The 22359-nt window shown below is 65.1% G+C and carries 14 protein-coding genes; 9 read left to right on the top strand and 5 right to left on the bottom strand.

What is annotated here, in order from left to right; all coding sequences use genetic code 11:
- Positions 1-775: 775 nt before the first annotated feature.
- The 3 genes from AB0M74_RS19225 to AB0M74_RS19215 all read left to right on the top strand — a co-directional run bounded on the left by AB0M74_RS19225 (position 776) and on the right by AB0M74_RS19215 (position 11613).
- A complete protein-coding gene (locus AB0M74_RS19225) occupies positions 776-7111 on the top strand; it encodes a DEAD/DEAH box helicase (RefSeq protein ID WP_366527600.1) in 6336 nt (2111 codons plus the stop codon).
- A complete protein-coding gene (locus AB0M74_RS19220) occupies positions 7111-9327 on the top strand; it encodes a 3'-5' exonuclease (RefSeq protein ID WP_366527599.1) in 2217 nt (738 codons plus the stop codon). The genes AB0M74_RS19225 and AB0M74_RS19220 overlap by 1 nt, the downstream gene beginning before the upstream one ends.
- 69 nt (positions 9328-9396) lie before the next feature.
- Entirely contained in the window at positions 9397-11613 is a 2217-nt protein-coding gene (locus AB0M74_RS19215; RefSeq protein WP_366527598.1) for a 3'-5' exonuclease, read from the top strand.
- A 317-nt stretch (positions 11614-11930) separates the two neighbouring features.
- Here the strand turns inward: AB0M74_RS19215 and AB0M74_RS19210 are convergent, their stop codons facing one another.
- Positions 11931-13871, bottom strand: coding sequence for an N-6 DNA methylase (locus tag AB0M74_RS19210; protein WP_366527597.1), 1941 nt, complete (start codon positions 13869-13871; stop codon positions 11931-11933).
- 533 nt (positions 13872-14404) lie between these two features.
- Between AB0M74_RS19210 and AB0M74_RS19205 the strand changes: the two genes are divergently transcribed.
- Positions 14405-14644 carry a hypothetical protein gene (locus AB0M74_RS19205; protein ID WP_366527596.1) on the top strand — a complete coding sequence of 80 codons (240 nt, stop codon included), beginning with the start codon at positions 14405-14407 and terminating at the stop codon, positions 14642-14644.
- Between the two features lie 580 nt (positions 14645-15224).
- Here the strand turns inward: AB0M74_RS19205 and AB0M74_RS19200 are convergent.
- From AB0M74_RS19200 to infC, 4 genes are all read right to left on the bottom strand, one after another.
- On the bottom strand, positions 15225-16022 hold the full coding sequence (locus AB0M74_RS19200) for an RNA methyltransferase (protein ID WP_366527595.1): 798 nt from the start codon (positions 16020-16022) through the stop codon (positions 15225-15227).
- Between the two features lie 38 nt (positions 16023-16060).
- The gene (gene rplT / locus AB0M74_RS19195; protein ID WP_014983432.1) at positions 16061-16441 is read right to left on the bottom strand and encodes a 50S ribosomal protein L20; all 381 of its coding nucleotides are present in this window, start codon (positions 16439-16441) and stop codon (positions 16061-16063) included.
- A 95-nt stretch (positions 16442-16536) separates the two neighbouring features.
- Positions 16537-16731: a 50S ribosomal protein L35 gene (gene rpmI, locus AB0M74_RS19190; RefSeq protein WP_328411703.1), complete on the bottom strand. Its 195-nt coding sequence runs from the start codon at positions 16729-16731 to the stop codon at positions 16537-16539.
- A gap of 59 nt (positions 16732-16790) precedes the next feature.
- Positions 16791-17489: a translation initiation factor IF-3 gene (infC, locus tag AB0M74_RS19185; RefSeq protein ID WP_366527608.1), complete on the bottom strand. Its 699-nt coding sequence runs from the start codon at positions 17487-17489 to the stop codon at positions 16791-16793.
- Positions 17490-18203: 714 nt separating this feature from the next.
- Here infC and AB0M74_RS19180 point away from each other — a divergent pair.
- From AB0M74_RS19180 to AB0M74_RS19160, 5 genes are all read left to right on the top strand, one after another.
- A complete protein-coding gene (locus tag AB0M74_RS19180; protein WP_328411700.1) occupies positions 18204-18545 on the top strand; it encodes a recombinase RecA in 342 nt (113 codons plus the stop codon).
- Positions 18546-18615: 70 nt separating this feature from the next.
- On the top strand, positions 18616-19236 hold the full coding sequence (locus AB0M74_RS19175; protein WP_366527594.1) for a TetR/AcrR family transcriptional regulator: 621 nt from the start codon (positions 18616-18618) through the stop codon (positions 19234-19236).
- A 59-nt stretch (positions 19237-19295) separates the two neighbouring features.
- On the top strand, positions 19296-20840 hold the full coding sequence (locus AB0M74_RS19170; protein WP_366527593.1) for an FAD-dependent monooxygenase: 1545 nt from the start codon (positions 19296-19298) through the stop codon (positions 20838-20840).
- 485 nt (positions 20841-21325) lie between these two features.
- Complete coding sequence (locus AB0M74_RS19165; RefSeq protein ID WP_366527592.1) at positions 21326-21463, top strand: hypothetical protein; 138 nt, start codon at positions 21326-21328, stop codon at positions 21461-21463.
- 106 nt (positions 21464-21569) lie between these two features.
- Positions 21570-22277: an alpha/beta hydrolase gene (locus AB0M74_RS19160; protein WP_366527591.1), complete on the top strand. Its 708-nt coding sequence runs from the start codon at positions 21570-21572 to the stop codon at positions 22275-22277.
- Positions 22278-22359 lie beyond the last annotated feature (82 nt).

The following is a 22359-nucleotide window of genomic DNA, read 5'->3' as shown; positions in this document are numbered from 1 at the left end:
GGAAGGTGACTGCGTTCCTAGACAGCTCGCATCTCACTCGGAGGTCTTCGCCATGTCAGCTCGCCACGCCGTCACCAACGTCCATGGTCAGTACACCTAGTTCAGGTGAGGCGCTGTCGGCGTCACAATAGCTGGGACCACCGACAGACGACGGAATTCAATTGTCGTTCAGCTCCGCTCAGCAGTGCTCGCAGTCTTGACTGCGACACACTGCGCCCAGTCTCCTTGGATGTCATCAGATGTCGGCAGCTCTCCGCAGCGGTGTCTGCACCGGTCGGTGCCTATCACCGGTGAATCGTCCGGCCACACACAATCGTTTGCGTCACACCAGTAGCCTCGATCGATTGGCTTTGCACCGCAACAGGATTCGGCTTCGCGACAATGGTCGCCGCACTCGGGTGTCGAGGTACCGTTGGGAGTAGCGCGTCGGTGCCGTCGCTCCAGACAGCCGGGCCGTGTCCACTCCAAGCATGCATTGAAGCCGCGATAGCTACCGCGCGCTTGACTCGGATGTCCATCAGTCGCTCCCCCCAACACCTGCCTGAATGGTTTCACCCAGACTAGACATCCTTGAAAACATCGTCAATCATTGTATCGACGTCGGCGTCGTGTTACCGTCCCGATGAACCAAAGACCTTGGGGCGCATAACCGCCCAGTCGGGATCGCCCGGTCAACTAACATCCGAAATACGTGGCGGACACCTGGCGAACCACAGGTCAGATTCGTTTCCACAACGCGCCGGCCGAACAGCCGGATGACATTCGAGGAGCACACGTGGGGGCCCTGCTTCCGACTCTGCAAGCCGAGCGGCTGCGGGAGGGTTTGACCGACTATCTGACGACAACCTTTGCCCTGACCGACCCGGACACGCAGGGCGCGCTCACCGACTTCATCAGCCATCCCAGGGATGGCCTGTTCAAGGGTCCCTATGTCCGCCTTCGGCTTCCTTTCTCCCCGGCCCGTGGCAACTGGGGAATGCACCTGGACTGGTGGCCGAAGTACTTCGAGCCGTATAGGCACCAGGCAGCGGCGTTCGAACGGTTGTCGAGCAAATTCCAGCGGCGGCCCCAGCCCACATTGGTCACCACGGGCACCGGCTCGGGTAAGACCGAGTCGTTCCTGATCCCGATCCTCGATCACGTGCTGCGAGCCAAGAAGGCCGGGGTCGTGGGGATGAAGGCGCTCATCATCTATCCGATGAACGCCCTGGCCAACGACCAGGAGCAGCGACTGGCGAAGATGATCACCGGGCATCCCGAGCTGTCGGGTATCACCGCCGGTCTCTATACTGGTGAGCAGTCCTCAGGTGGGCGAACGCTGGTGTCGGAGGCGGGCCTCATCACCGACCGGCGGCTGATGCACGATTCACCGCCCGACATCCTGCTCACCAACTACAAGATGCTCGACCACATGTTGTTGCGGTCGGATCGGGCGGCGCTGTGGCGGCAGTCGGCGGATTCGCTGCAGTACGTAGTTCTCGACGAATTCCACACCTACGACGGTGCGCAGGGCACTGATGTGGCAATGCTGTTGCGGCGGCTCGGGTTGACGATCAAAGCGCACTGGACATCGGGATCGCCGGTCGGCGAGGAGGACCGGAAGCGGCCGCTGGGCAAGATCACCCCGGTGGCGACGTCGGCGACCCTCGGATCCAAAGACTCTTCGCCGGAGACAATGCTGACGTTCGCGAAAACCGTGTTCGGAGAAACGTTCGGCGAAGACACCCTCATCGGGGAAACACGACTCTCGGTCGAGGACTGGCTGGCAGCGCGCAGCCTCGCGCTGGACCGGACATTCTCACCGATCGAGCCAGTGATCGCGGACGCAGTCGAGGAACTGAATAAGGTTGCGGTACAGGCTCCGACGAACAAGCGGCTGTCAGCTTCGGTGCTAGCCACGTTGTTCCGCCAGACCTCCGACATCGACGACACCTTCGACCGTGCTGCCGCGAGCTTGAACCGGCTCGACGAGACCGAGATGCTCGACCTGGTCAAGCGGCACGGCACCGTCGCACGACTGCTGCGCAACGCCCTCGACGTTCGCTCGATCGAAAACCTTGCGGTGACAGCGCTGCCGGCGCACACCGGCGAGCGGGATCTCGTACGAGGACAAGCGCAGCGGGAGCAGTACCTCGGATATCTGCTTGCCGCACTGTCGCACCTGCGGGCCGAAGCCGGTCGTTCGGCGCTCAATGTCGATGTGCACTTGTGGCTTCGGGAACTATCGCGCATTGACCGGGCAGCAATGGTGACTCCGCTGTTCCGGTGGTCCGACGACGGGAAGCTCGACGATCCGACAACCGAGTACTACCCGTCACTGTATTGCCGGCACTGCGGGCGGTCGGGATGGGGTGTGCGGCTGGCGCCGACCGGCAGCACGCTCGACTCCAGCGATGACGACATCCGCGGCTATCACGCGAGCGGCGAACCGAGGTTCCGAGCGCTGATCTCGGCGCCGACCGAGGCCGAAATCGACAACGCCGTAGATGGATTGCAGTGGTTCCGGGTCGACGATCGCGAGATCGTCGACAAGCGGCCCGATGCCGACAGCGCAGACCTGCTCGATGGACGGGTGCTGCCGGTGCTGTACCTGAGCGGTCCAGAAGCCGACGAGAATTCGAAGAAGGACCTGTGCCCGGCATGCGGCGCCGAGGACGGGATCAGGTTCCTGGGCAGTGCCATCGCCACCCAGCTGTCGGTGGCACTGTCGAACCTCTTCGGTGATGCGCGCCTCGACGACGCCGAAAAGAAGGCACTGATCTTCACCGACAGTGTGCAGGACGCGGCGCATCGGGCGGGGTTCGTCCAGGCACGGTCGCACACGCTCAGCTTGCGCTCGACATTGCGGAATGCACTGGGTGACCGGGTGCGCGGGGCACAAACGTTGACGCTGTCAGAGCTGTGCTCCGCCGTGCTCGAACGAGCTGGTGAGGACCCGAATCGGCGCTACCGGCTGTTGCCTCCCGACATCGTCGAGCACGACGAGTTCACCGCGTACTGGCAAGCGGACCGGCCTGCTGCGCTGCGTCGCAAAGCGGCCAAGAATGTGGCGCGGCGCGTCCAGTTCGACATCGACCTCGAATTCGGTTTGCAGTCGCGGTTGGGCCGCACCCTCGAGCTGACCGGCAGTGTGGTCGCCGAGGTGGATCTCGGTTCGCCGCAACGGGTTGCGCAGCTCGGTGCCGCTGCGCTCGAACGCACCGAGCACCAGCTCGCGTTCTCCGCGCCGGACTCCGATGCGGTAACCCAGTGGGTGCGCGGCGTCGCCGAACGCATGCGCACACGTGGCGCGGTCTCGCACGAATGGCTGACGAAGTACGTACAACGCGATGCCAACCGTCGCTGGGTCTGGGGTGGTCGGCCCAAAGGCCAAGGCATGCCCGCATTTCCGAAGGGTCGGCCCGCCCCGGCGTTCCCGGCCGTAGGTGGGCGCACAATTCCCGAGGGCTTCGACCCCATCACCGCAGCCACGTCCTGGTATGCGCGCTGGGCGGCGCAATGCCTGAGTGTGTCGCCGCACGAAGGTGGTTTCCTCGCTCGGGCGCTGTTCGAGGTGCTCGCCGAGGAACGGATCGTCACGACGGAGAGCACCGAAAAATTGCTCACCGCTTACCAATTGACCCACGACTCGATCCTCGTCGGGATTCCCGATGCCGACGGGCTCGCGGACATGCGGTATCTGCTGGTCTGCGATGTCTGTCAGACCCCGACACCGGGCAGCCCCACCGTCGTCGACCAGCTCGACGGCGCGCCCTGCCTGCTCACCCGCTGCCCCGGCGAGTTGACTCGGGCGGCCAAGCACGACAACTTCTATCGCAGTCTCTACGACAGCTCGGAAATGAAGCGGGTCGTCGCCCGGGAACACACCTCACTGCTTCCGACAACGACCCGGCTGGAATACGAGACCAAGTTCAAGACCACAGCCACCGACCCGGCCGCACCGAATGTGCTCGTCGCCACGCCCACCCTGGAAATGGGTATCGATATCGGCGACCTGTCCACTGTCATGCTCGGCTCGATGCCGCGCACGGTGTCGTCGTACCTGCAGCGAGTCGGCCGCGCCGGACGTCTCACCGGCAACTCCCTCGCCCTCGCGTTCGTGCGTGGCCGCGGCGAGCATCTGCCCAAGCTCGGCGACCCGACCTCGGTGATCCAGGGTGAGGTCCGACCGCCCGCCACCTTCCTCGCCGCCGAAGAGATCCTGCAGCGCCAATACATCGCGCACGTCGTCGACCGGCTGTCCCGAAGGGCCGGCGCCGAGGACCCGGGTAGCGCCGACAACGTCCTGTCGAGCTTCGACGGGGGGACCTGGATGGGTACCCTCGTCGAAACCGCCGACGAGGACGCCGATCTACTCCTAGACGAATTCCTCGCGCAATTCGATGACACCCTCGGCGAAACTGCCGCGGCCAACCTGCGAACCTGGGCCACGCCACCCGGTCTGGGCGACCACAGCGGGCTCGGGGTGCTGCTGCGCGAAGCGGTGCACCGCTGGAACCGCGATGTCAACGAACTGCGGCACCGGCGCACCGCTGTAGACACCGCCATCCCTGAATTTGAGCAGCGAGCCAACTCACCCGCCGCGACCGATGACGATAAACGCGACCTCCGCACGGCACGCGGCACGCTGAAACTGTTGTCCCGCAGCATCAACGATCTCACCAACGAGCACTGGGTCGGCGTGCTCGAACGCTACGGAGTGCTGCCCAACTACACGCTGCTCGACGATGCGGTCACGCTGGATGTCGGCATCACCTGGATCGACCCCGATACCAACGAATACGCCAATGACACAGCCAGTTACCGGCGCGGTTCTCGGGTCGCGTTGACTGAGCTCGCGCCGGGCGCCACGTTCTACGCGCAGGGACTCGCCGTGGAGATCGACGCCGTCGACCTCGGCGCAGGCGAGTCTGCCATTCACACCTGGCGGGTGTGCCCGTCGTGCGGGTGGACCGGGATCGGCCATGCCACGGACCAGAGCCGGCCGCCGATCCAGTGCCCCCGGTGCCACACCTCGGCCATCGCCGATGTGAGTCAACAGTTGCAGGTGGTCGAGATGACGAAGGTATCCGCCGAAGTCCGCCGCGACGAGTCAGCGATCACCGACATCCGCGACGAACGGCGCAAGGAGTCCTTCACCGTCCTCACCGCGGCCGATATCAACTCCGACAACATCACCAAACGCTGGTTCGTTGGCGAACAGGACTTCGGCGCAGAGTACCTGCGCCGCATGGATATTCGCTGGATCAATATGGGGCGGCGAAACTCCCAGGGAAGCAAACGCTCCATCGCGGGCAATACGACAACCGGTGGGTTGTTCCGGGTGTGCTCGGGATGCGGACAGCTCGACAAGATCGCCGGACAGAATCAAGCACACGAGCACCGCAGCTGGTGCAAGTACCGGAAAGCCGACGACGAGAAACATGTTCGCGAGATCGCCCTCGCCCGGACTCTGCAGACGCAGGCAGTGCTGTTGCACCTGCCGAGCTGGCTCGAATACGACTCGTTCGCCCACCCGAGCCTGAGCGCGGCGATCCTGCTCGGGCTGCGTCAGGTGATCGGTGGCTCACCGGAACATCTCGATGTCGCCACCATCACCGACGCACTACACGCGCCGAACCAGCGCGCTCTGCTCATCCACGACACCGTGCCCGGCGGCACCGGCTACCTGGCCGACTTCGCCAATCCGGCCCAGGTGTGGGCAGTGCTGGCCGCGGCACGGGAGGCGGTCAAGAACTGCGACTGCACCGACCGGCTGGCCTGTCACAAGTGCCTGTTGCCGTTCGCACCGCCGCGGGAACTGGACAAGGTTTCGCGGATCACCGCAGCCAAGGTGCTCGACGACCTGCTCGCCTGCCAAGGCGGTGAACCGCATGCAGCCAGCTGGCTGGCGTCGATCACCGAGGAGACGCCGGAGAAACGTCTCGGCAGTGAGGAGTCGCCGCTGGAGCGGGAGTTCTACCGTGCCTTCACCGAACGCCTGACCACCATGGGAGCCACAATCGTCGAGAAGCCGGGCACCTATGGCCCGACGGCGACGATCAAGCTGCCGGGTACGAAGATCCGGACCTGGCAGCTCGAACCCCAGGTACTGATGGGTAACAGCCTGCCTGACTTCCAGCTTCGCACCGCCGACCCCGACATCCCGATCATCGCGCTCTTCGCGGACGGTCGCCGGTTCCACGCAGTGCCCGGAAAGAACCGGGTCACCGACGATGCCCGGAAGCGGGAAATCCTGCGGTCCGGCGGGATGCTGGTGTGGTCGTTCAGCCACGACGATCTGCTGCGGTTCACGGGCGCCCAGCCGGTGCAGCCGTCCTGGTACACCGACAAGCTCGCCAAGTTCACCCTCAACCACGGAAATCTGCGGCCCGCGCTGTTCAAACTGCTGCACGCCGACCCGATCACCCAGCTGATCGAGTTCATGCTCAACCCGGATCGGGAGGATTGGAACGCCGTCGGGCACTGGCTGCCACTGATGTTCATGCTCGACGGCCGGGTGCACGGCGACGGTGACGCCATCGCCGGCTGGGCGCTGGATATCATCGAGGGCAACGGATCACAGATCGCGGCAGGTGAATACGCGTGCTGGTCCTACACCGACGGACCGTTGACCCTCACCGCCGCAATGCGCAAGGACAAGAAGGTCCTCGACGCAGTTCTCGCCCTGGACGACCGCGACGACACACTCGAACTGCGTGAGGGTCACGCTTGGAAGGAATGGCTGCGCCTGGCCAACTGGTTCGGCCTCGCCGGCCACGTGGTCACCACCCGCAGCGTGCTGGCAGCCGACAGCACCGTGCCCGAGCGTGGTCCCGACTCCACCGGCGCCGGACTCACCACCGAATGGCAGGCCCTCTATGACGACACCATTTCCGACGCCGAACGCGAACTCGTCCTTGGTCTGGCCGCGGTGGGGGCGCCGGTACCGGAGCTCGGTGTCGAAACCGATCGTGGTGACGTCATCGACATCGGTTGGGCGGATGCCCGTATCGGGGTGCTCCTCGAAAGCCCCGAAACGGCCCCTACGATGACCGAGCAGGGCTGGACGATCTGCCCGGCTGATCCGGCACAGCTCGTCGAAGCGCTGAAGACGAACGGGGTGATGTGATGGCGCACATCGTCATGACCAGTACGAGCAAGTCCGGCGTCGAACTCGAGCGGGCTGTCCAGCGCCGGGTCTACGACTTCCTCGACACCGTCCAGAACGACGAGCCAGCCGCTGCCGGGCTCATCGAGACCGTCGCCAGCGCGCGCGACGAACGTGTCCGGCTCGGGCGGATCGGCTTGGGCCACAGCGCGATCCTGTTCCAGGTCGTACCTGCCAACGGCGACAGTTCCTACGTCTATGTGGGCGCATGGCAGGATGCTGCGGCCGCAGAGTTGGCACCCCGCGCCGAGCTGCAGGTCAACCCGGTCAACGGGGTTCTCGACCTGGTGGTGCACGAGGCGGGTGCGGAAATCGTTCCCCCTGAGACCGCGACAGCTCCGCCGTCGCCGCAGCCGCGGGGCTATCTCTCTGGCCTTGGCTTCACACTTTCTCAACTCACCGGCGAGCTCGGACTCGCGCCGCAGCTGGCGGCCAAGGTCCTCGCGGCCCTCAACGATCACGAACTCAACGACCTCGCAGCCGAAGTCGACGGATGGCAGGGCTCCGCGATTCTCGACCTGGCGTGCGGCGTCGCCCTCGGCGACATACGGGAGAAACTGCGGCTCGACGAGAATCCTGTCGACCCCACGCTCGGCCGGGACGAGCAGACCCTGCAGGCATTGACCCATCCTGCCTCGCAACTCCGCTTCACCTACGTCGGCGAGAACACCGACGAACTCCGGCGCGTCATCGAAGGCGGCAGTTTCGCTGCCTGGCGGACCTTCCTGCACCCAGAGCAGCGCACATACGCCGAGAAGCACTACAACGGCGCGTTCCGGCTGTCCGGTGGAGCCGGCACTGGCAAAACAGTGGTGGCGCTGCACCGGGCACGCAATCTCTGGCGGCACAACAAGAATGCCCGCATTGTCCTGACAACCTTCAACCGGACTCTGGCCCGGCAGCTCCAGGCTGATCTGGCGACCCTAGAACCGGACATCACCATCGCATCCGCCCCCGGCGAACCAGGCGTCTACATAGACGGAGTCGACAAACTCGCCAGCGATGTACTAATCCGCGCGCGGAACCTCGTCTCTGTCACCGAAGCCGTACTCGGCAGTGTCACCACCGTCTCGCCCCGGCGCACCGATACGACCAAGGTCTGGCGTGAAGTCACCAAATCTGTTGATACGCCTCTGGATCCGCGCCTCACAACAGCCGCGTTCCTCGACAACGAGTACACCGCCGTTATCTTGGCCAACAAGGTCACCACGGTCGCGGAGTACGCCAAAGTGGCTCGGGCGGGGCGTGGTGTTCGGCTGAATCGTCCGCAACGAATCGCGGTCTGGAAGCTGATGGAATCATTCCGGCGGCACAGCCGCATGGACGGAACTGTCAGCTTCCCGGAGGTATTGGCTCTGGCCGCGGAGTCCCTACGGCAGCGAAGCGCCGCGGGCGAGCCATTCGTCGCCGATCATGTCATCATCGACGAGGCGCAGGACCTGCATGCCACCCATTGGTCGATGCTGCGCGCGCTTGTCGCCGAAGGACCCGACGACCTGTTCATCGCCGAGGACTCCCACCAGCGGATCTTCGGCCAGCCGGTCGTCCTTGGACGGCTGGGTGTCAAGATCGTCGGCCGTTCCCGCCGACTCACGTTGAACTACCGGACAACGGCGGAGAACCTGCGCTTCGCCGTCGACATCCTCTCCGGCGGTGACTACCGGGATCTGGAAGAAGGGGCCGAGACCACGCACGGCTACCGCTCTGCCCGAACCGGGCCGGAACCTGTTCTGATGGAATGTAATTCGCTGGCCGACGAACTCGATCGAGTCACCGAAACGATGCGCGGCTGGCTGGGCGAGGGCGTGGAACCATCGAGCATCGCGATCCTGACCCGAGGCCGGAACGAACGCAGCCAGTTCGTGCGCGCGCTGGGCGAACGTGGCATCGAAGCACGCATTCTCGACGACAACCCCGCAGGCCCCGGGCATGTGCAGGTACTGACGATGCACCGGGCCAAAGGAATGGAATTCGCCAAGGTGATTCTCGCCGGTGTAGACGAAGCCCACGTTCCTGCCAAGTCCGTCCTCAATGAGGCGCCTGAGGAAGAGCGCGGCGACGCCGAGCTGCGGGAGCGATCCCTGCTCTATGTGGCGGCCAGCCGGGCCCGCGATCAGCTCGTCGTGACCTGGAGCGGCCGGGCATCAGCTTTGCTCCGGCCAGCCGTTCCGGCTTGATCGAGACAGCAAGCGTCGGCTGCCCATAGCGCCGGTGGCCGACGCTGACCGAACGAAGTGGGGTGTGGGGTGGCCAATCTTGTCCTGGCGAATAACAAGACGATGCCGAAGATCGACGGGTCGATCAAGGACAAAGTCTGCGACTTCTTCGACAAGCTGCGCGCTGACGACACCGCACCCGGCCTGCATATCGAGCCGCTGCGCGGAGCCCTCGACACCCATGTGCGTACCGGACGGGTCGACCTGAACTATCGGGCCGTCATGTTCCGTGTCGACGACCGGTTCGGCGAGCCGACCTACATCTACCTAGGCACGTGGAAACACGACGTCGCCAACAAGGTCGCCGAGAAGGCGACATTGCGGGTCAACCCGATCAATGGCGTCCTCGAAAGTATTGTCAGCCAGCTCGACGGAGGCGGAAAGCGGCCGGACGTCCCCCGTTCATCCGGCCAGGCAGCGGCACAGCCGACGCTTGGCTACCTGGCCGGCGCGGGCTACACCCTCGAACAACTGACGGACCGTCTCGGCCTCGACACGGACTTGGCCGCTGAAGTGCTCAGCGCCCAGGATCAGGATGGCGTGTTCACCGTGGCGCAGGCGGCCGAGGTCGCCTGGCAGCAGAACGCGATCCTCGAACTGGCGGTGGGGCGTTCCATAGATGACATCCGTAATGCCCTGGGCTTGGCGGAGCCGTATCCGGAACCGGTTCTCGACGAAAACGAGCAGATCCTGGCTGCCCTGACTCATCCGGCCAGCAGGATGCAGTTCACCCTGGTCGACGACAACGACGAGCTGCGTCGAGTAATCGAAGGCGTTGATTTCACCGCCTGGCGAACCTTCCTGCATCCCAACCAGCGCCGGTTCGTGGAGCAGGATCAGCGCGGCGCCTTCCGCTTATCCGGTGGCGCGGGAACAGGTAAGACCATTGTCGCCTTACATCGTGCACATCACCTCGCCAGGCAGAACCCCGGCGCACGGATTGTGCTGACAACCTTCAACAAGACCCTCGCGCAGGGGCTTCGCGACAGTCTGGTGGCCCTGGATCCGACGATCACGCTCGCCGTCCGGCCAGGTGAGCGCGGCGTCTACGTCACCGGGATCGATGGGCTCGCAGCTGCTCATCTCCGCAGCACCACCGATCTCGACTCTGCCTTTCGGATTGTGTTCGGCGCCGATACACCAGCCCGCTCGGGCCAACCAGTTTCGCCCGATATCGGCTGGGCGGAAGCAATCTCATCAGCGGAGCACAACCTCGACCGCCGTCTCGCCCAGACCTCGTTCTTGTCGACCGAATACGTCAACGTGGTGCTCGGCAACCAGGTGACCACGCAGGCGCAGTACCTGAAGGTTCCGCGAGCCGGCCGCGGCGTCCGGCTCAGCCGCCCCCAGAGAATTGCGGTGTGGCAGATAATCACCCGTTTCCGGAAGCTGGGCCGAGTCGCTTGTCGTTTGAGTTTTCCAGAGGTGCTTGCCCTCGCCACGGCAGATCTGCAGTTGCGCGCCGAATCCACCGGGCAGCGCGTTGCCGACCATGTGATCGTCGATGAGGCTCAGGATCTGCATGCCACGCACTGGACGCTGCTGCGCGCCCTCGTAGCCGAAGGTCCCAACGACCTGTTTATAGCCGAGGACTCCCACCAGCGCATCTACGGTCAGCCTGTAGTGCTCAGCAGGCTCGGGATCAATATCCGCGGGGGCCGCAACGGCAAGCTCACCCACAATTACCGCACCACAGCTCAGAACCTGCACTTCGCCGTCAGCATTCTCGAAGGAACGACCTACCACGACCTCGAGGAGGGCGAGGAATCCACTGCCGGCTACACCTCCGCACGACTAGGGCCTGCCCCGGCACTTATCTGTTGCGATTCCGCCGCCGACGAGCTACAGGCCGTCGCCGACCAGGTCACCGCCTGGACCGACGAGGACGGTATCAGCCCGGGTGAAATCGCGGTACTCGCCCGCACCGCTCGAGAACGGGACTTCCTGGTACGCGCGCTCAACGAGCGTGGTGTCGCCGCAGAGGTTCTCGGCGACGCACTGCCGACCGCGAGCCAGGTGGCGGTGCTGACGATGCACCGTTCCAAAGGGATGGAATTCCGGTGTGTGGTGCTCGTCGGCATCGACCAGGAGCATGTGCCACCACAACAAAGTGTGCGCGATGTGCCTGCGGAGGAACGCGACGAGGCCGAGCAGCGCGAACGATCTCTCCTCTACGTCGCGGCCAGCCGCGCGCGTGACCAGCTGGTGGTGACCTGGAGTGGGCAGGTATCGGACCTGCTGGCATAACACGAATCGCAAAGTCCTGCGCCGCGCAGGGGTCCCGGCGATCTCGCGGGAACATTACGATGGCAGCCAGGGCGGTCCGATCGAGGTCGGCACCGTTCGGCGCGCCAAAGGGATGGGCTTTGCTGCGGTCTTCTACATCACCGAAGAGCCGCCCGCCGATCCGACACAGCTCGCCTGGGGGACAGGACCGGGCCGATATGCTCGCCAGACAACTTCTCGTCGCCAAAAGCGCCCTCGCGACCACCTGTGGGTCGCCTATCTGACCGATTGACTGGAAGTTTCGACGACCGATCGGCCCGCCCGTGATAGCCGAGGACTTACCTCAGCGGTTCGATCGCCCCCGCCGTCAAGCCCGTTCCGATCAACTCCGCCGCTCGCCGCGCCGCATCAGCGGTCCGCGCCGCCGCCACACGCAACAGGTGCAGCCGACGGAACGCCTCGGCATATGGCTTCTGATCTTCGAGCCGCAGAATCGGAATCCGCAAGCGGGTGGGTTCGATCCGGATGGTCGTCGCGCCGAACATCGCGGCCGAGTTGTCGGGGCTGCCGATGAAGCCGGCGAAGAACCAGGGGTCCAATCGGGTGGGATCGGCACGAAAAACGATCACGCCTACTCCGGGAACTGCCCCTACGTCGACCCCTTCCGCCACCCGAGCACCCGGTGAGGCACCATGGTCGTCGCGAAAACGCGAGACCAGGATGTCGCCCTCGCGGATCACCTCGGTGGAGACATGGACGCCGGGGCCGGTGAGACCGGACGGTCCCCAGCCGGCGAGTAGGTCACGGCCGGAAAGTACTGGGCGCTGAGGCGAACCCACGGCCTGATCTTCTGCCGTCAGTGGGACGAGGTGGACAACACCACCTCGTTCGAGGTCACCGACGGTGGCCGTCCGCAGGGCAAGGTTGCCCCCCGGGGACCATCGCTCGACCGTCTCGGCAACAGTGCGGAGTTCAGCCAGGTGGCCGCCGAGGAGCTCGATGGCGACGTGGGCGGAGGCAGCGACGCTGTCCGGGTCGATGGCGGCGCGGACTCGACGGGCCGGAGCGAGGTCGATGTCGTCGTCGAGCACATCCATGATGCGAACCACGGCGGTGAATCCAGCAATTGTGGCGGCTTCCATGTCACCGTGGTCGAATGCACGCCAAGTGTCGGTTACTCGCTCGGCCAAGGCTTGCCAATCAGATTGACTCCCGCCCGAGTCGCGGACTCTAGCGGTGTCGGTGAACAGAACGAACTCGGACGTAGCCGCGGAATCTGGGCGGCGGAGCACCCAGATCTGTAGGCCTACCTGTTTGGGGGTCGATGCTCCAGGCGGGAGCGCGATGACAGCACGCAGCGCATTTGCGCGTAGCAGTTCCATCCGGATCCGTCGCCCGGATGTGCGCGAGGCGACGGCCGGCGGCAGCAGAATGATCCCTGTGCCGCCGGGGTGTAGGTGGGAAATGGCATGTTGGACCCAAGCCAGTTCAGATTCGCCCCGCGGGGGAACCGAGTACTCCCACCGGAGGTCGAGGGCCAGTTGGTCGGCGCCCCAATCACGTTGCGCATATGGGGGGTTCGACAAGATCGCGTCGAACTCCTCGCCGGGGAACGCATCGGACAGAAGGCTATCGCCGGTGCGGATCTCGACACCGACGCCAGGAAGCTCCGCATGCAACAGGGCGGCTGAGCGGGCAGCCTGGACGGCCAGCACGTCCTGCCCTGCGAGGGTTGAGGCGCCGATCCGCGCAGCCTCGGTCAGCAGGGCGCCGCTGCCGCAGGCAGGATCGAGAATGCTCTGCGGTTTTGGCGAGGAAGCGGCCGCAAGGAGGTCGGCCATCAACGCGGCGACCGGCAGCTCCGTTGGATAGACGCCTGTGCTCGGCTCCGCATCCAGCCCACGTTCGGCGAGCACATCCAATGTCGCCTTGATCCCCGCATCCCCGACGACATCATGTATCGCGGCGTGCACCGCAGTGCCATCGGCAATGCCCCGATCGCTCACGACTTTCATCAATGCGGGCACTTCGGCGGGATCCACCTCGGCGCGGAGAACTGCACGCAACCGTTGGACAGGTGAGTCAGCGGACCGTACACCGCGGTCGCGCAGCCATTCCTGCACCTCACCGAGGTGGAACACCGGCCGAGATTCGGTTCCGCCGGACACCGGCGCTGGGAAATCGGCATGCCGACGCCGCCAGTTGCTGACGGTCGCACGGGTGACGCCGGCCAGCCGGGCGATCTCCGCCGCGGCGACTGCGGGCGTTAAGTCCGACATGAGCCTCCTCTCGACCAGCTACCACTCGGAGGAGGTCGTAGCTCAAGATAACACGGCGGCAGGTTGACGATGTTTTCAACAAAGCGGCAGTTAGGGCACCGTCGATGCAGCCTATTTCCACGAAAACAACGTCAATCACTTTGTGTCAGACGTCTAAACACGCCTTCATTGCATTGTCGGCGAACCAACCAAATTACGGAGCAGCCAAAGACTCTGTCTCCCAACAGACCTCACTCAATACCCGGCCTCATGCCGTGATTCGTCGTGCCCGCAACCGCCCGAGAGGAGAACGGATGTCCACCGCCGACACCTTCGGATTCGATTAGGTAATCCGTCCATCCGTCCCCTCCGACACCGCAACGACCTGCGCGAACAATCGATCCGGATGCCGACGACTCGATGCTTCCACGGCAAGCGCCGATACTTCACCCCGGTCTGACGCCGAGCTGGCTCGTCTCCACTGGCCTCAACGCCAGCGATCCACGACGCCGGAAGAAGCGCAGGTACGAGTGCCAGTCCTGCCACGGTGCCATATGACCAGTAAGACCCTGGAGCAGTACTCCGCCGCCAGAACCGACCAGAGCGACGCCGCCAGCGCGGCGGCTCCAACTGCGCGGGCGCCGATCACACTAGAGGTTGCACTCGGCAGCGATCCGTTTCCGACCCCGCCGAGAGTCGGCGCCCGAATCGCCCGCTCGACGTACGCGCTGACACGTATGTACGTCGAATCCGGTGCCGATCTGACCGCGATCAGCAGCACATCTCCGGATTGACGGGAAGTTCTCGTTTTCGGTTTCCGGAGTAGAAGAGCCAGTGACGGGTGATCGGCACCAATGACATCCTGAAGGAACAGACGCAACGCGAAGTCATCCAGACAAGGTGTCGATCACCCTTGTTTTCGATGTGCCCCGAGGCACCGTGCCCGCCGCGGTCGAGTTCCACGACTCGACGTTCTCCGCGGCGGGCGCGTCGCGCTGAATTAGCTGAACCTGGGCGCCGGGACGCGAAGTCCCGGCGCCCTCGGATCGAGGAACCACCCTGACTATCCCGCCCGGCTACCCACCCCGGCCTTACCCAGCCGCTGGATTTCGGCCGCCGCGCGAGAGCAACAATGCGCTGATCCTGTGGAACGCCGGCGGCTTCGTCGGAGTGTGCGCACTCGGTGTATTCGCCATCAGCGCAGACACACTGAACTCGCCGAACCGTTCGGGCGCCCCCGTCGCGACCAGCATCCCCGCGCCGACCGTGTCGGTACCCGAACCGCTCGAGAACCAGCCGACTCTCGCCCGAACCGCGGTGCGCGACGACCCTGTGCGCGGCAACAACGAACTGTGCGCGACCGGATCGGCTTGGTTAGTTCGCGTAGCGGACGCGGGAGTTCGCGTAGAGGCAGATCGACGCCGCCGTGGCCAGGTTCAGGCTCTCCGCCCGGCCTCGAATGGGGATCCGGACGCGGTGGTCTGCGCGTGCGGCGACGGCCGGGTCCAACCCGTGGGCCTCGTTGCCGAACAGCCAGGCGACCGGGCCGGTGAACAAATCGTCGGCATCGTCGAGGTCGACCTCACCATCGGCAGCGGTGGCCAGGATCGTGATCCCCATTGCCGCAAGGGCATCCAGGGTTTCCCCGACATCCCGGCTACGAGCGATCGGCACATGGAACAGGCTGCCCGCGCTCGCGCGCACACACTTTCCGTTGTGCGGGTCGACGGTCTCCCCCGCCAGTACCACACCATCGGCGCCCACCGCGTCGACCACCCGAATCAGCGTGCCCGCGTTACCCGGTTCGGCGATCTCGACCGGCACGGCCAGCATCCGCGGACCCGCCTCCAGCACCTCGTCGAGCGGCACGTCGATCAGCTCGCATACCGCGACAAGCCCAGGGGCGGTGACGGTTTCACCGAGATGCTGCGCGGCCCGGTCACTCACCAGCGTGGTCCGCACCCCCAGGCCGACGGCCGAGGCCACCAGTTCGTGTTCGCGCACCGCGGCACCGTTCGAATAGAACAGCTCCCGCACCCGCCGCGTATCCAGCGCGGCCGCGACCGAATTCGCTCCCTCGGCGAGGAACAGTCCGCTCTTACGGCGGGCAACCGAACGATGGAGCTTGACAGCGGAAACGACCCGCGGATTGCGCTCGGAGAGCGCGTCCACGGGTCGTTCCGAATGCTGTGTCGTCACGCAGCGGCGAATCAGGCAGCCGGGGCGTTGACGTCCTGAGGGAGGGCGGCCTTGGCCACCGCGACCAGGCCGGCGAACGCCTCGGCGTCGGAGACAGCGAGCTCGGCGAGGATCTTGCGGTCGACCTCGACACCGGCAGCCTTCAGGCCCTGGATGAAGCGGTTGTAGGTGATGTCGTTGAGGCGCGCCGCGGCGTTGATGCGGGCGATCCACAGCTTGCGGAAGTCACCCTTGCGCGCCCGGCGGTCCCGGTAGGCGTAGGTGAGCGAGTGCAGCTGCTGTTCCTTGGCCTTGCGGTACAGGCGCGAGCGCTGTCCGCGGTAGCCCTTGGAGGCCTCGAGGATGGAACGACGCTTCTTCTGAGCGTTGACGGCCCTTTTGACGCGTGCCATGGGTCAGTCCTTTGTCGATCTAGGGGGCGTCTGCGTGCGCCCGGGTGTTGGTCGGTGGTCGGCGTCCGGAATCCGGATCGCGGATGCTGCTGGTCTCAGAGACCGAGCAGCCGCTTGACGCGGGGGACGTCAACGGACGCGACGGACTCCGTGCCATCCAGACGACGAGTCCGACGAGTGGACTTGTGCTCGAGCAGGTGGCGACGGTTGGCCTGCTGGCGCAGCAGCTTGCCGCGACCGCTCACCTTGAACCGCTTCGACGCGCCGCTGTGGCTCTTCATCTTCGGCATGGATTCCTCTATCTATGTCGTACCGGCGGTCCTGCGCGGACCGCCGGTGCTGATCGTTGTTACTGCGACTCGGCCGACTCGGCCGGTGCCGCGGGGGCCGCCGCCGCGGGGGCGACTTGCGTGTCTGCGGCGGGCGCAGCAGGGCGCGGGGCAGGCTGCGACCGGGCCGCCGACTCTTCCTGCGCCTTCACACGCGTCTTCGCACCCTTGTGGGGCGCGAGGACCATAGTCATATTGCGACCGTCCTGCTTCGCGGAAGTCTCGACGAAACCGAGCTCGGCGACGTCGGAGGCCAACCGCTGCAACAGTCGGAAGCCCAGCTCGGGGCGCGACTGCTCACGGCCACGGAACATGATCGTCACCTTGACCTTGGACCCGGCCTCGAGGAAGCGAACAACGTTGCGCTTCTTGGTCTCGTAGTCGTGGTCATCGATCTTGGGGCGGAGCTTCTGCTCCTTGATGACGGTCTGCACCTGGTTCTTCCGAGACTCGCGCGCCTTCTGCGCCGTCTCGTACTTGAACTTGCCGTAGTCCATGATCTTGCAGACCGGTGGACGAGCGTCCGGAGCCACCTCGACCAGATCAAGATCGGCCTCGAGGGCGACGCGTAGTGCATCTTCAACACGCACGATCCCAACCTGTTCACCGCCGGGTCCGATGAGTCGAACCTCGGGAACACGGATGCGATCGTTGATGCGGGTCTCAGTGCTGATGGGGCCTCCTAGGTCAAGCGATGTCGTCTGACAACCGCGTGCAATAAATGCAACCCCTTCTTCAACACAAAAGCCCCGGTGCGGTATTTCTCCGCAACGGGGCCCGAGTCGACCGGCCACCGACATCGCGCGCCAACGGCGCTCGCGTCGACCCCTGTGCTTCTCAGCTCCTGCGCGGCGAATCACTCTCCGCGCAAGCATCCTGCACAAGAAACCCGCCCCGGAAGGGCGGGTGACCGGACCGTGTGACCTGTACGATTGCTCGTCGGCAACGGTGGGAGTCGGGCTCCACTTATCAGCCCGAGGCAAGCCAAGGGCGGTCGTCGGCGAGAAGTCTAACATTCCCGCTCGCTATCGCCGAATCGTCCCGTTGATCGCGTGTCCGGGTCGGGTCGGGCCCCCGCGACACTCTCCCGCGATGGAAATCTCACACCTCGACCTGTTGTGCCGGCAGGCCGACCCGACCTGATCGCTTCGATCATGTCGCAGGGCGCACAGCGCCGGACAGGACCGAGGTCTTCCGACCCGGCGACGGCGCGGCCACGCTGTCGTGGCTGCGCGGCCTACACGCGGACCGGATAAGCGCACTGAACAGGCTCACCGAGGGCGACCCGGACCAGCCCTCCAGGTATCCATGGCCTGCCGACGCGGCGCCGACAATGGCACACCTGGCCGACTGGGTCAACGCCGACCTCGCGAAGAACGCCGCCGCGATCGGCCAGCTCCGACTGCCGCGGGCGGCCTCGCTAGCCTGATCCCATGACTGAACAGCCCGACACCACCGTCCGCGAACTGGCCGACATCCCGGCGGTCGAGGTGATCAGCCGCGCCGCGATGATGCTGATGAGTGCGGCGGCGGAGAAGCTCGGGCTCGGCGACGCAGACCCGGACACCAGTCCGCACCGTGATCTCGACGAGGCCCGACGCCTGATCACCGCCCTCGCCGGCCTGGTCACCTCCTCTGTCGAGTACTTCGGCCCGCACGCAGGCCCCTACCGCGACGGCCTGCAGTCTTTGCAGCGCGCCTTCCGGGAATCCTCCGCGCATCCCGACGAGCCGGGCAAGGGTCCCGGCGAGAAATACACCGGCCCGGTCTACTGATCCAGCACTTCAAAAATTTGCCCGACGGGAAATCTTGCCCGTCGGGCATTTTTATCGGTACGCTGATGCCATGCCGCAAGAACAGGTACTCGGCCTGCGGGAACGCAAGAAGCTCGACACCCGCAAAGCTTTGAGTGACGCCGCGCTCGAGCTGGCCATGGAGCGCGGTCTCGGGAACGTGACGCGCGACGACATCGCGGCGCGAGCGGGTGTGTCGGTGCGCACCTTCAACAACTACTTCACCGGCAAGTACGAAGCACTGGCCTATCGGCAGATCGAGCGGATCCAGCGCAGCCTGATCGCGCTGCGGAATCGTCCAGCGGGCGAACCGCTCTGGAGCGCGATCGGCGCGGCGGTGCTGGAGCCGTTGGAGGCCGACGGTGTCGGGGCCGCGGCGCCGACCACCGAACAACTATCGATGGTTCGTGAACTGCTCGATGCGCCGGAGACCCGAATCGCGGTGTCGAAAGGCGTATTCGACGACTGGGTCGAGGTAATCGCGGAACGCACCGGCACCGACCCCGAGCGTGACCTCTATCCGCGATTGGTCGCGGGCGTACTCGGCGGCGTCTACCAGGCCGCGACGGAGACATACATACACGCCGATCCGCCGCTGCTACTCACCACTCTCCTACGCCGCGGCATCGAACAGGTCGCCGCCGGACTACCCGAACCTGCTATCAGCGGCTGACCGCACCGCACAGCAAGAACCGCAGTACACGAAACCAGCCACAAAGAGGTGTATTCGTCATGCCCGAAATATCTGTCGACGTTGTCGTTTCCGGTGCCGGACCGAACGGGCTCATGCTCGCCTGCGAGCTCGCTTTGGCCGGTGTGCGCCCGATCGTGCTCGACAAACTCACCGAGCCGAGCGCCGAGCCGAAGGCCAACGGCCTTGTCGGCCAAGTGATTCGGCTACTCGATATGCGCGGCCTGTACCACGAGTTCGGCGGCGCGCCCGGTGCGCCGCAGCCGATTCCCGGATATGGATTCAGCGGGATACCGATGTCTTTCGCTGCGCTGCAAGACAATCCGATGTACGCAATGCTGCTCCCCCAGCCCAGACTGGTGCGGCTACTGGAAAAGCGGGCGCTGGGGCTCGGCGTGGACATCAGGTGGGGGCATGAACTGACCGAACTGACTCAACAGGACGGCCGTGTCACGGTCGGCGTGGCGGGCCCTGAGTGGCACTACGAGCTGACAACCTCATTCTTGATCGGGGCCGATGGCGGCAAGAGCTTTGTCCGCAAGCGCACCGGAATCGACTTCCCCGGAACAACATTCGCCACCACACTGACTCGGATGGCGCATGTGAGTCTGCCCGCGGAGCTGCGCTCGGCCGACGGCGGCCTCGAGGTTCCGGGATTCGGCCGACTGCCGGCCGGGCACAATCGCCTCGCGCGCGGTGGATTCATCTTCGCCGAGCTCGACCCCGGCAGGCCGCTCATCGCAACCATGGAGTTCGACGCCGAGCCGGTCCAGGAGAACATCCCGATGACGCTGGATGAGCTGCGTGCAAGCGCGCGCCGAGTCCTCGGTGTCGAGCTGCCGATCCAACCGCCCACCGGTGCCGGCCCGCACGCGCTTCGCAGGATGGACACTCAGAACACCCGCCAAGCCGAGCGCTACCGCGACGGCAATGTATTTCTGGTCGGTGATTCCGCCCATGTGCACTCCGCGATGGGCGGGCCCGGGCTCAATCTCGGACTGCAGGACGCGGCCAATCTCGGCTGGAAACTCGCCGGGCACATCAACGGCTGGGCCCCACCGCGTCTGCTCGACAGCTACCAGACCGAACGCTACCCGGTCGGCGAACGCGTCATGATGCAGTCGCTCGCCCAGACCACCTTGATGGCGCCCGGTCCCGAGATCACCGCGCTGCGCACGCTGCTCGGTGAACTGCTCGAATCGCCCGACAACGTCGCACACCTCGCGCATCTACTGGCCGGATCCGACGTTCGCTACGACGTGGGCGACAGCCATCATCTCGCCGGACGATTGGCCCCGGAACTGGTCATCGAAACCTCGCACGGCAGGCGGCGAGTCGCCGACCTACTGCACAAAGCCCGCCCGGTGCTGATCGACCTGACCACAGGCACCGAGTTCGCCGACGCCGCGCACGGCTGGGTCGACCGGGTCGACATCGTCACCGCAGCCGGTCCAGATGCCCCTGCGGCACTGTTGATCCGACCGGATGGCTACGTGGCCTGGGTCGCGAACGAGGCCGGACGCGGCAACGCGGATCGCCTGCATGACGCGCTGATTCGGTGGTTCGGTTCACCGCGACACCCCTGATAGAGCAACGTTGTTCGAGTAAGCACCGGCCACGATGCCCGCTCAGGTGGCCAGTCGATCGCCGCCGAGCGAAATCCTTGGGATACGTCCGCGACCGGAAGCCTGTTCGGGTGGGTCGAAGCTGCGATGAATCCTGAACTCGGGTCGTCGGGATCGATCAACTCACCCTCGATCTTCCCGTCGGGACGCCCAACTTGTTGCACCTCGAAGCCCGGTATTCACCAAGCGGCTGCGTCGGCTCCGAGAATCGATCGACCAGGTCGGGCAGTATGGTGCGGGTCTTCGCGGCATGGCGGCATGACTAGTTCTGATTCCAGGATTGTGGCGTGGGCGACGTCGCGGCGGCAGCGCGGCGACGAGGTAGCGGCGCTCACGCCCCTTGGGATGAATGCGCCTGATCCGGTCCGGCTGTCGGGCCCTCGAGTATCTGCAGGAGCTTCACCGCCGCCGTCGCCGGGCAGATGCGTAATGCGGACACGCCGACGATGTTCGACGAGCTCGCCCGCATCGATGCCGACTCCCTCGAACTGTCGCCCGGCCACTGGCCGATGTTCCCCGGGCCCGAGGAACTGGCCGATCTCATCCTTGCCCGCACGCAGCGCCGAGCGACCGACGTCACCTGATCAGACTGCGACGAGTGGCGAAATATCCTGTTCAGGTTGAAATCTCGCGCGGTCGGCGAGATCGGTGAATTGTCATCGACGACGTATGGCATGCGATGCTCGGTGGATGGCACGCATACTTCTGATTCCCGGATTCTGGCTCGGTGCGTGGGCATGGGACGAAGTCGCCGACGACCTTCGCAGTCGGGGAAACGAGGTGCTCGCGCTGACCCTGCCCGGGCTCGATCCAGCTGACGACGATCGGCTGCAGGCCACGCTGGAGATGCAGGCGCAGGCGATTCTCGATGCGGTCGCGCCGACGGAAACGGCGGTGCTGGTGAGCCATTCGGGCGGCGCCGCGCCCGCCTATCTCGCCACCGATATCGCGACCGAGCGGTTCAGCCGGGCGATCTATGTGGACACCGCGCCGCTGCCCAACGGATTCATCCTCAACTCAGCCCTCGATGACGCGGTCCGCGAACTCGCGTTGCCGGACTGGGATCAGATGCAGGCCGACGGTGCCAGCATCACGGGCCTGGATGACGCGATGCTGGCCAGATTCCGCGAGCGCGCGGTATCCGAGCCCGCGGGCGTCGCAGCTCGCCCCTTGCAATTAAGCGATTCCGCAGCCCGCCTTGCCATTCCGACGACAGTGATCTGTAACAGCATCACCGCCGACCTGGTCAAGCAACTCCGCGACGCCGCGCAGGAGCCGCTGTTCTCGGAACTGGCTCGCATCGATGCCGAATACATCGACCTCCCCACCGGCCACTGGCCGATGTGGTCGAAGCACAAGGAACTCGCCGACCTGATCGATACCGTCGCGAACCGCTGATCTACATATGTTCGCCACTGGTTGCGGTTCGAGGAAAGTGAAACGACGGCTCGTTGCCGGCGTTTCACTCTCCTCGGGACGC

It is taken from the genome of Nocardia sp. NPDC051463 (assembly GCF_040681975.1).
Taxonomy (GTDB): domain Bacteria; phylum Actinomycetota; class Actinomycetes; order Mycobacteriales; family Mycobacteriaceae; genus Nocardia.
Note: the sequence above shows the minus strand (reverse complement) of the source record. Positions and strands in the feature narration are given on the sequence as shown.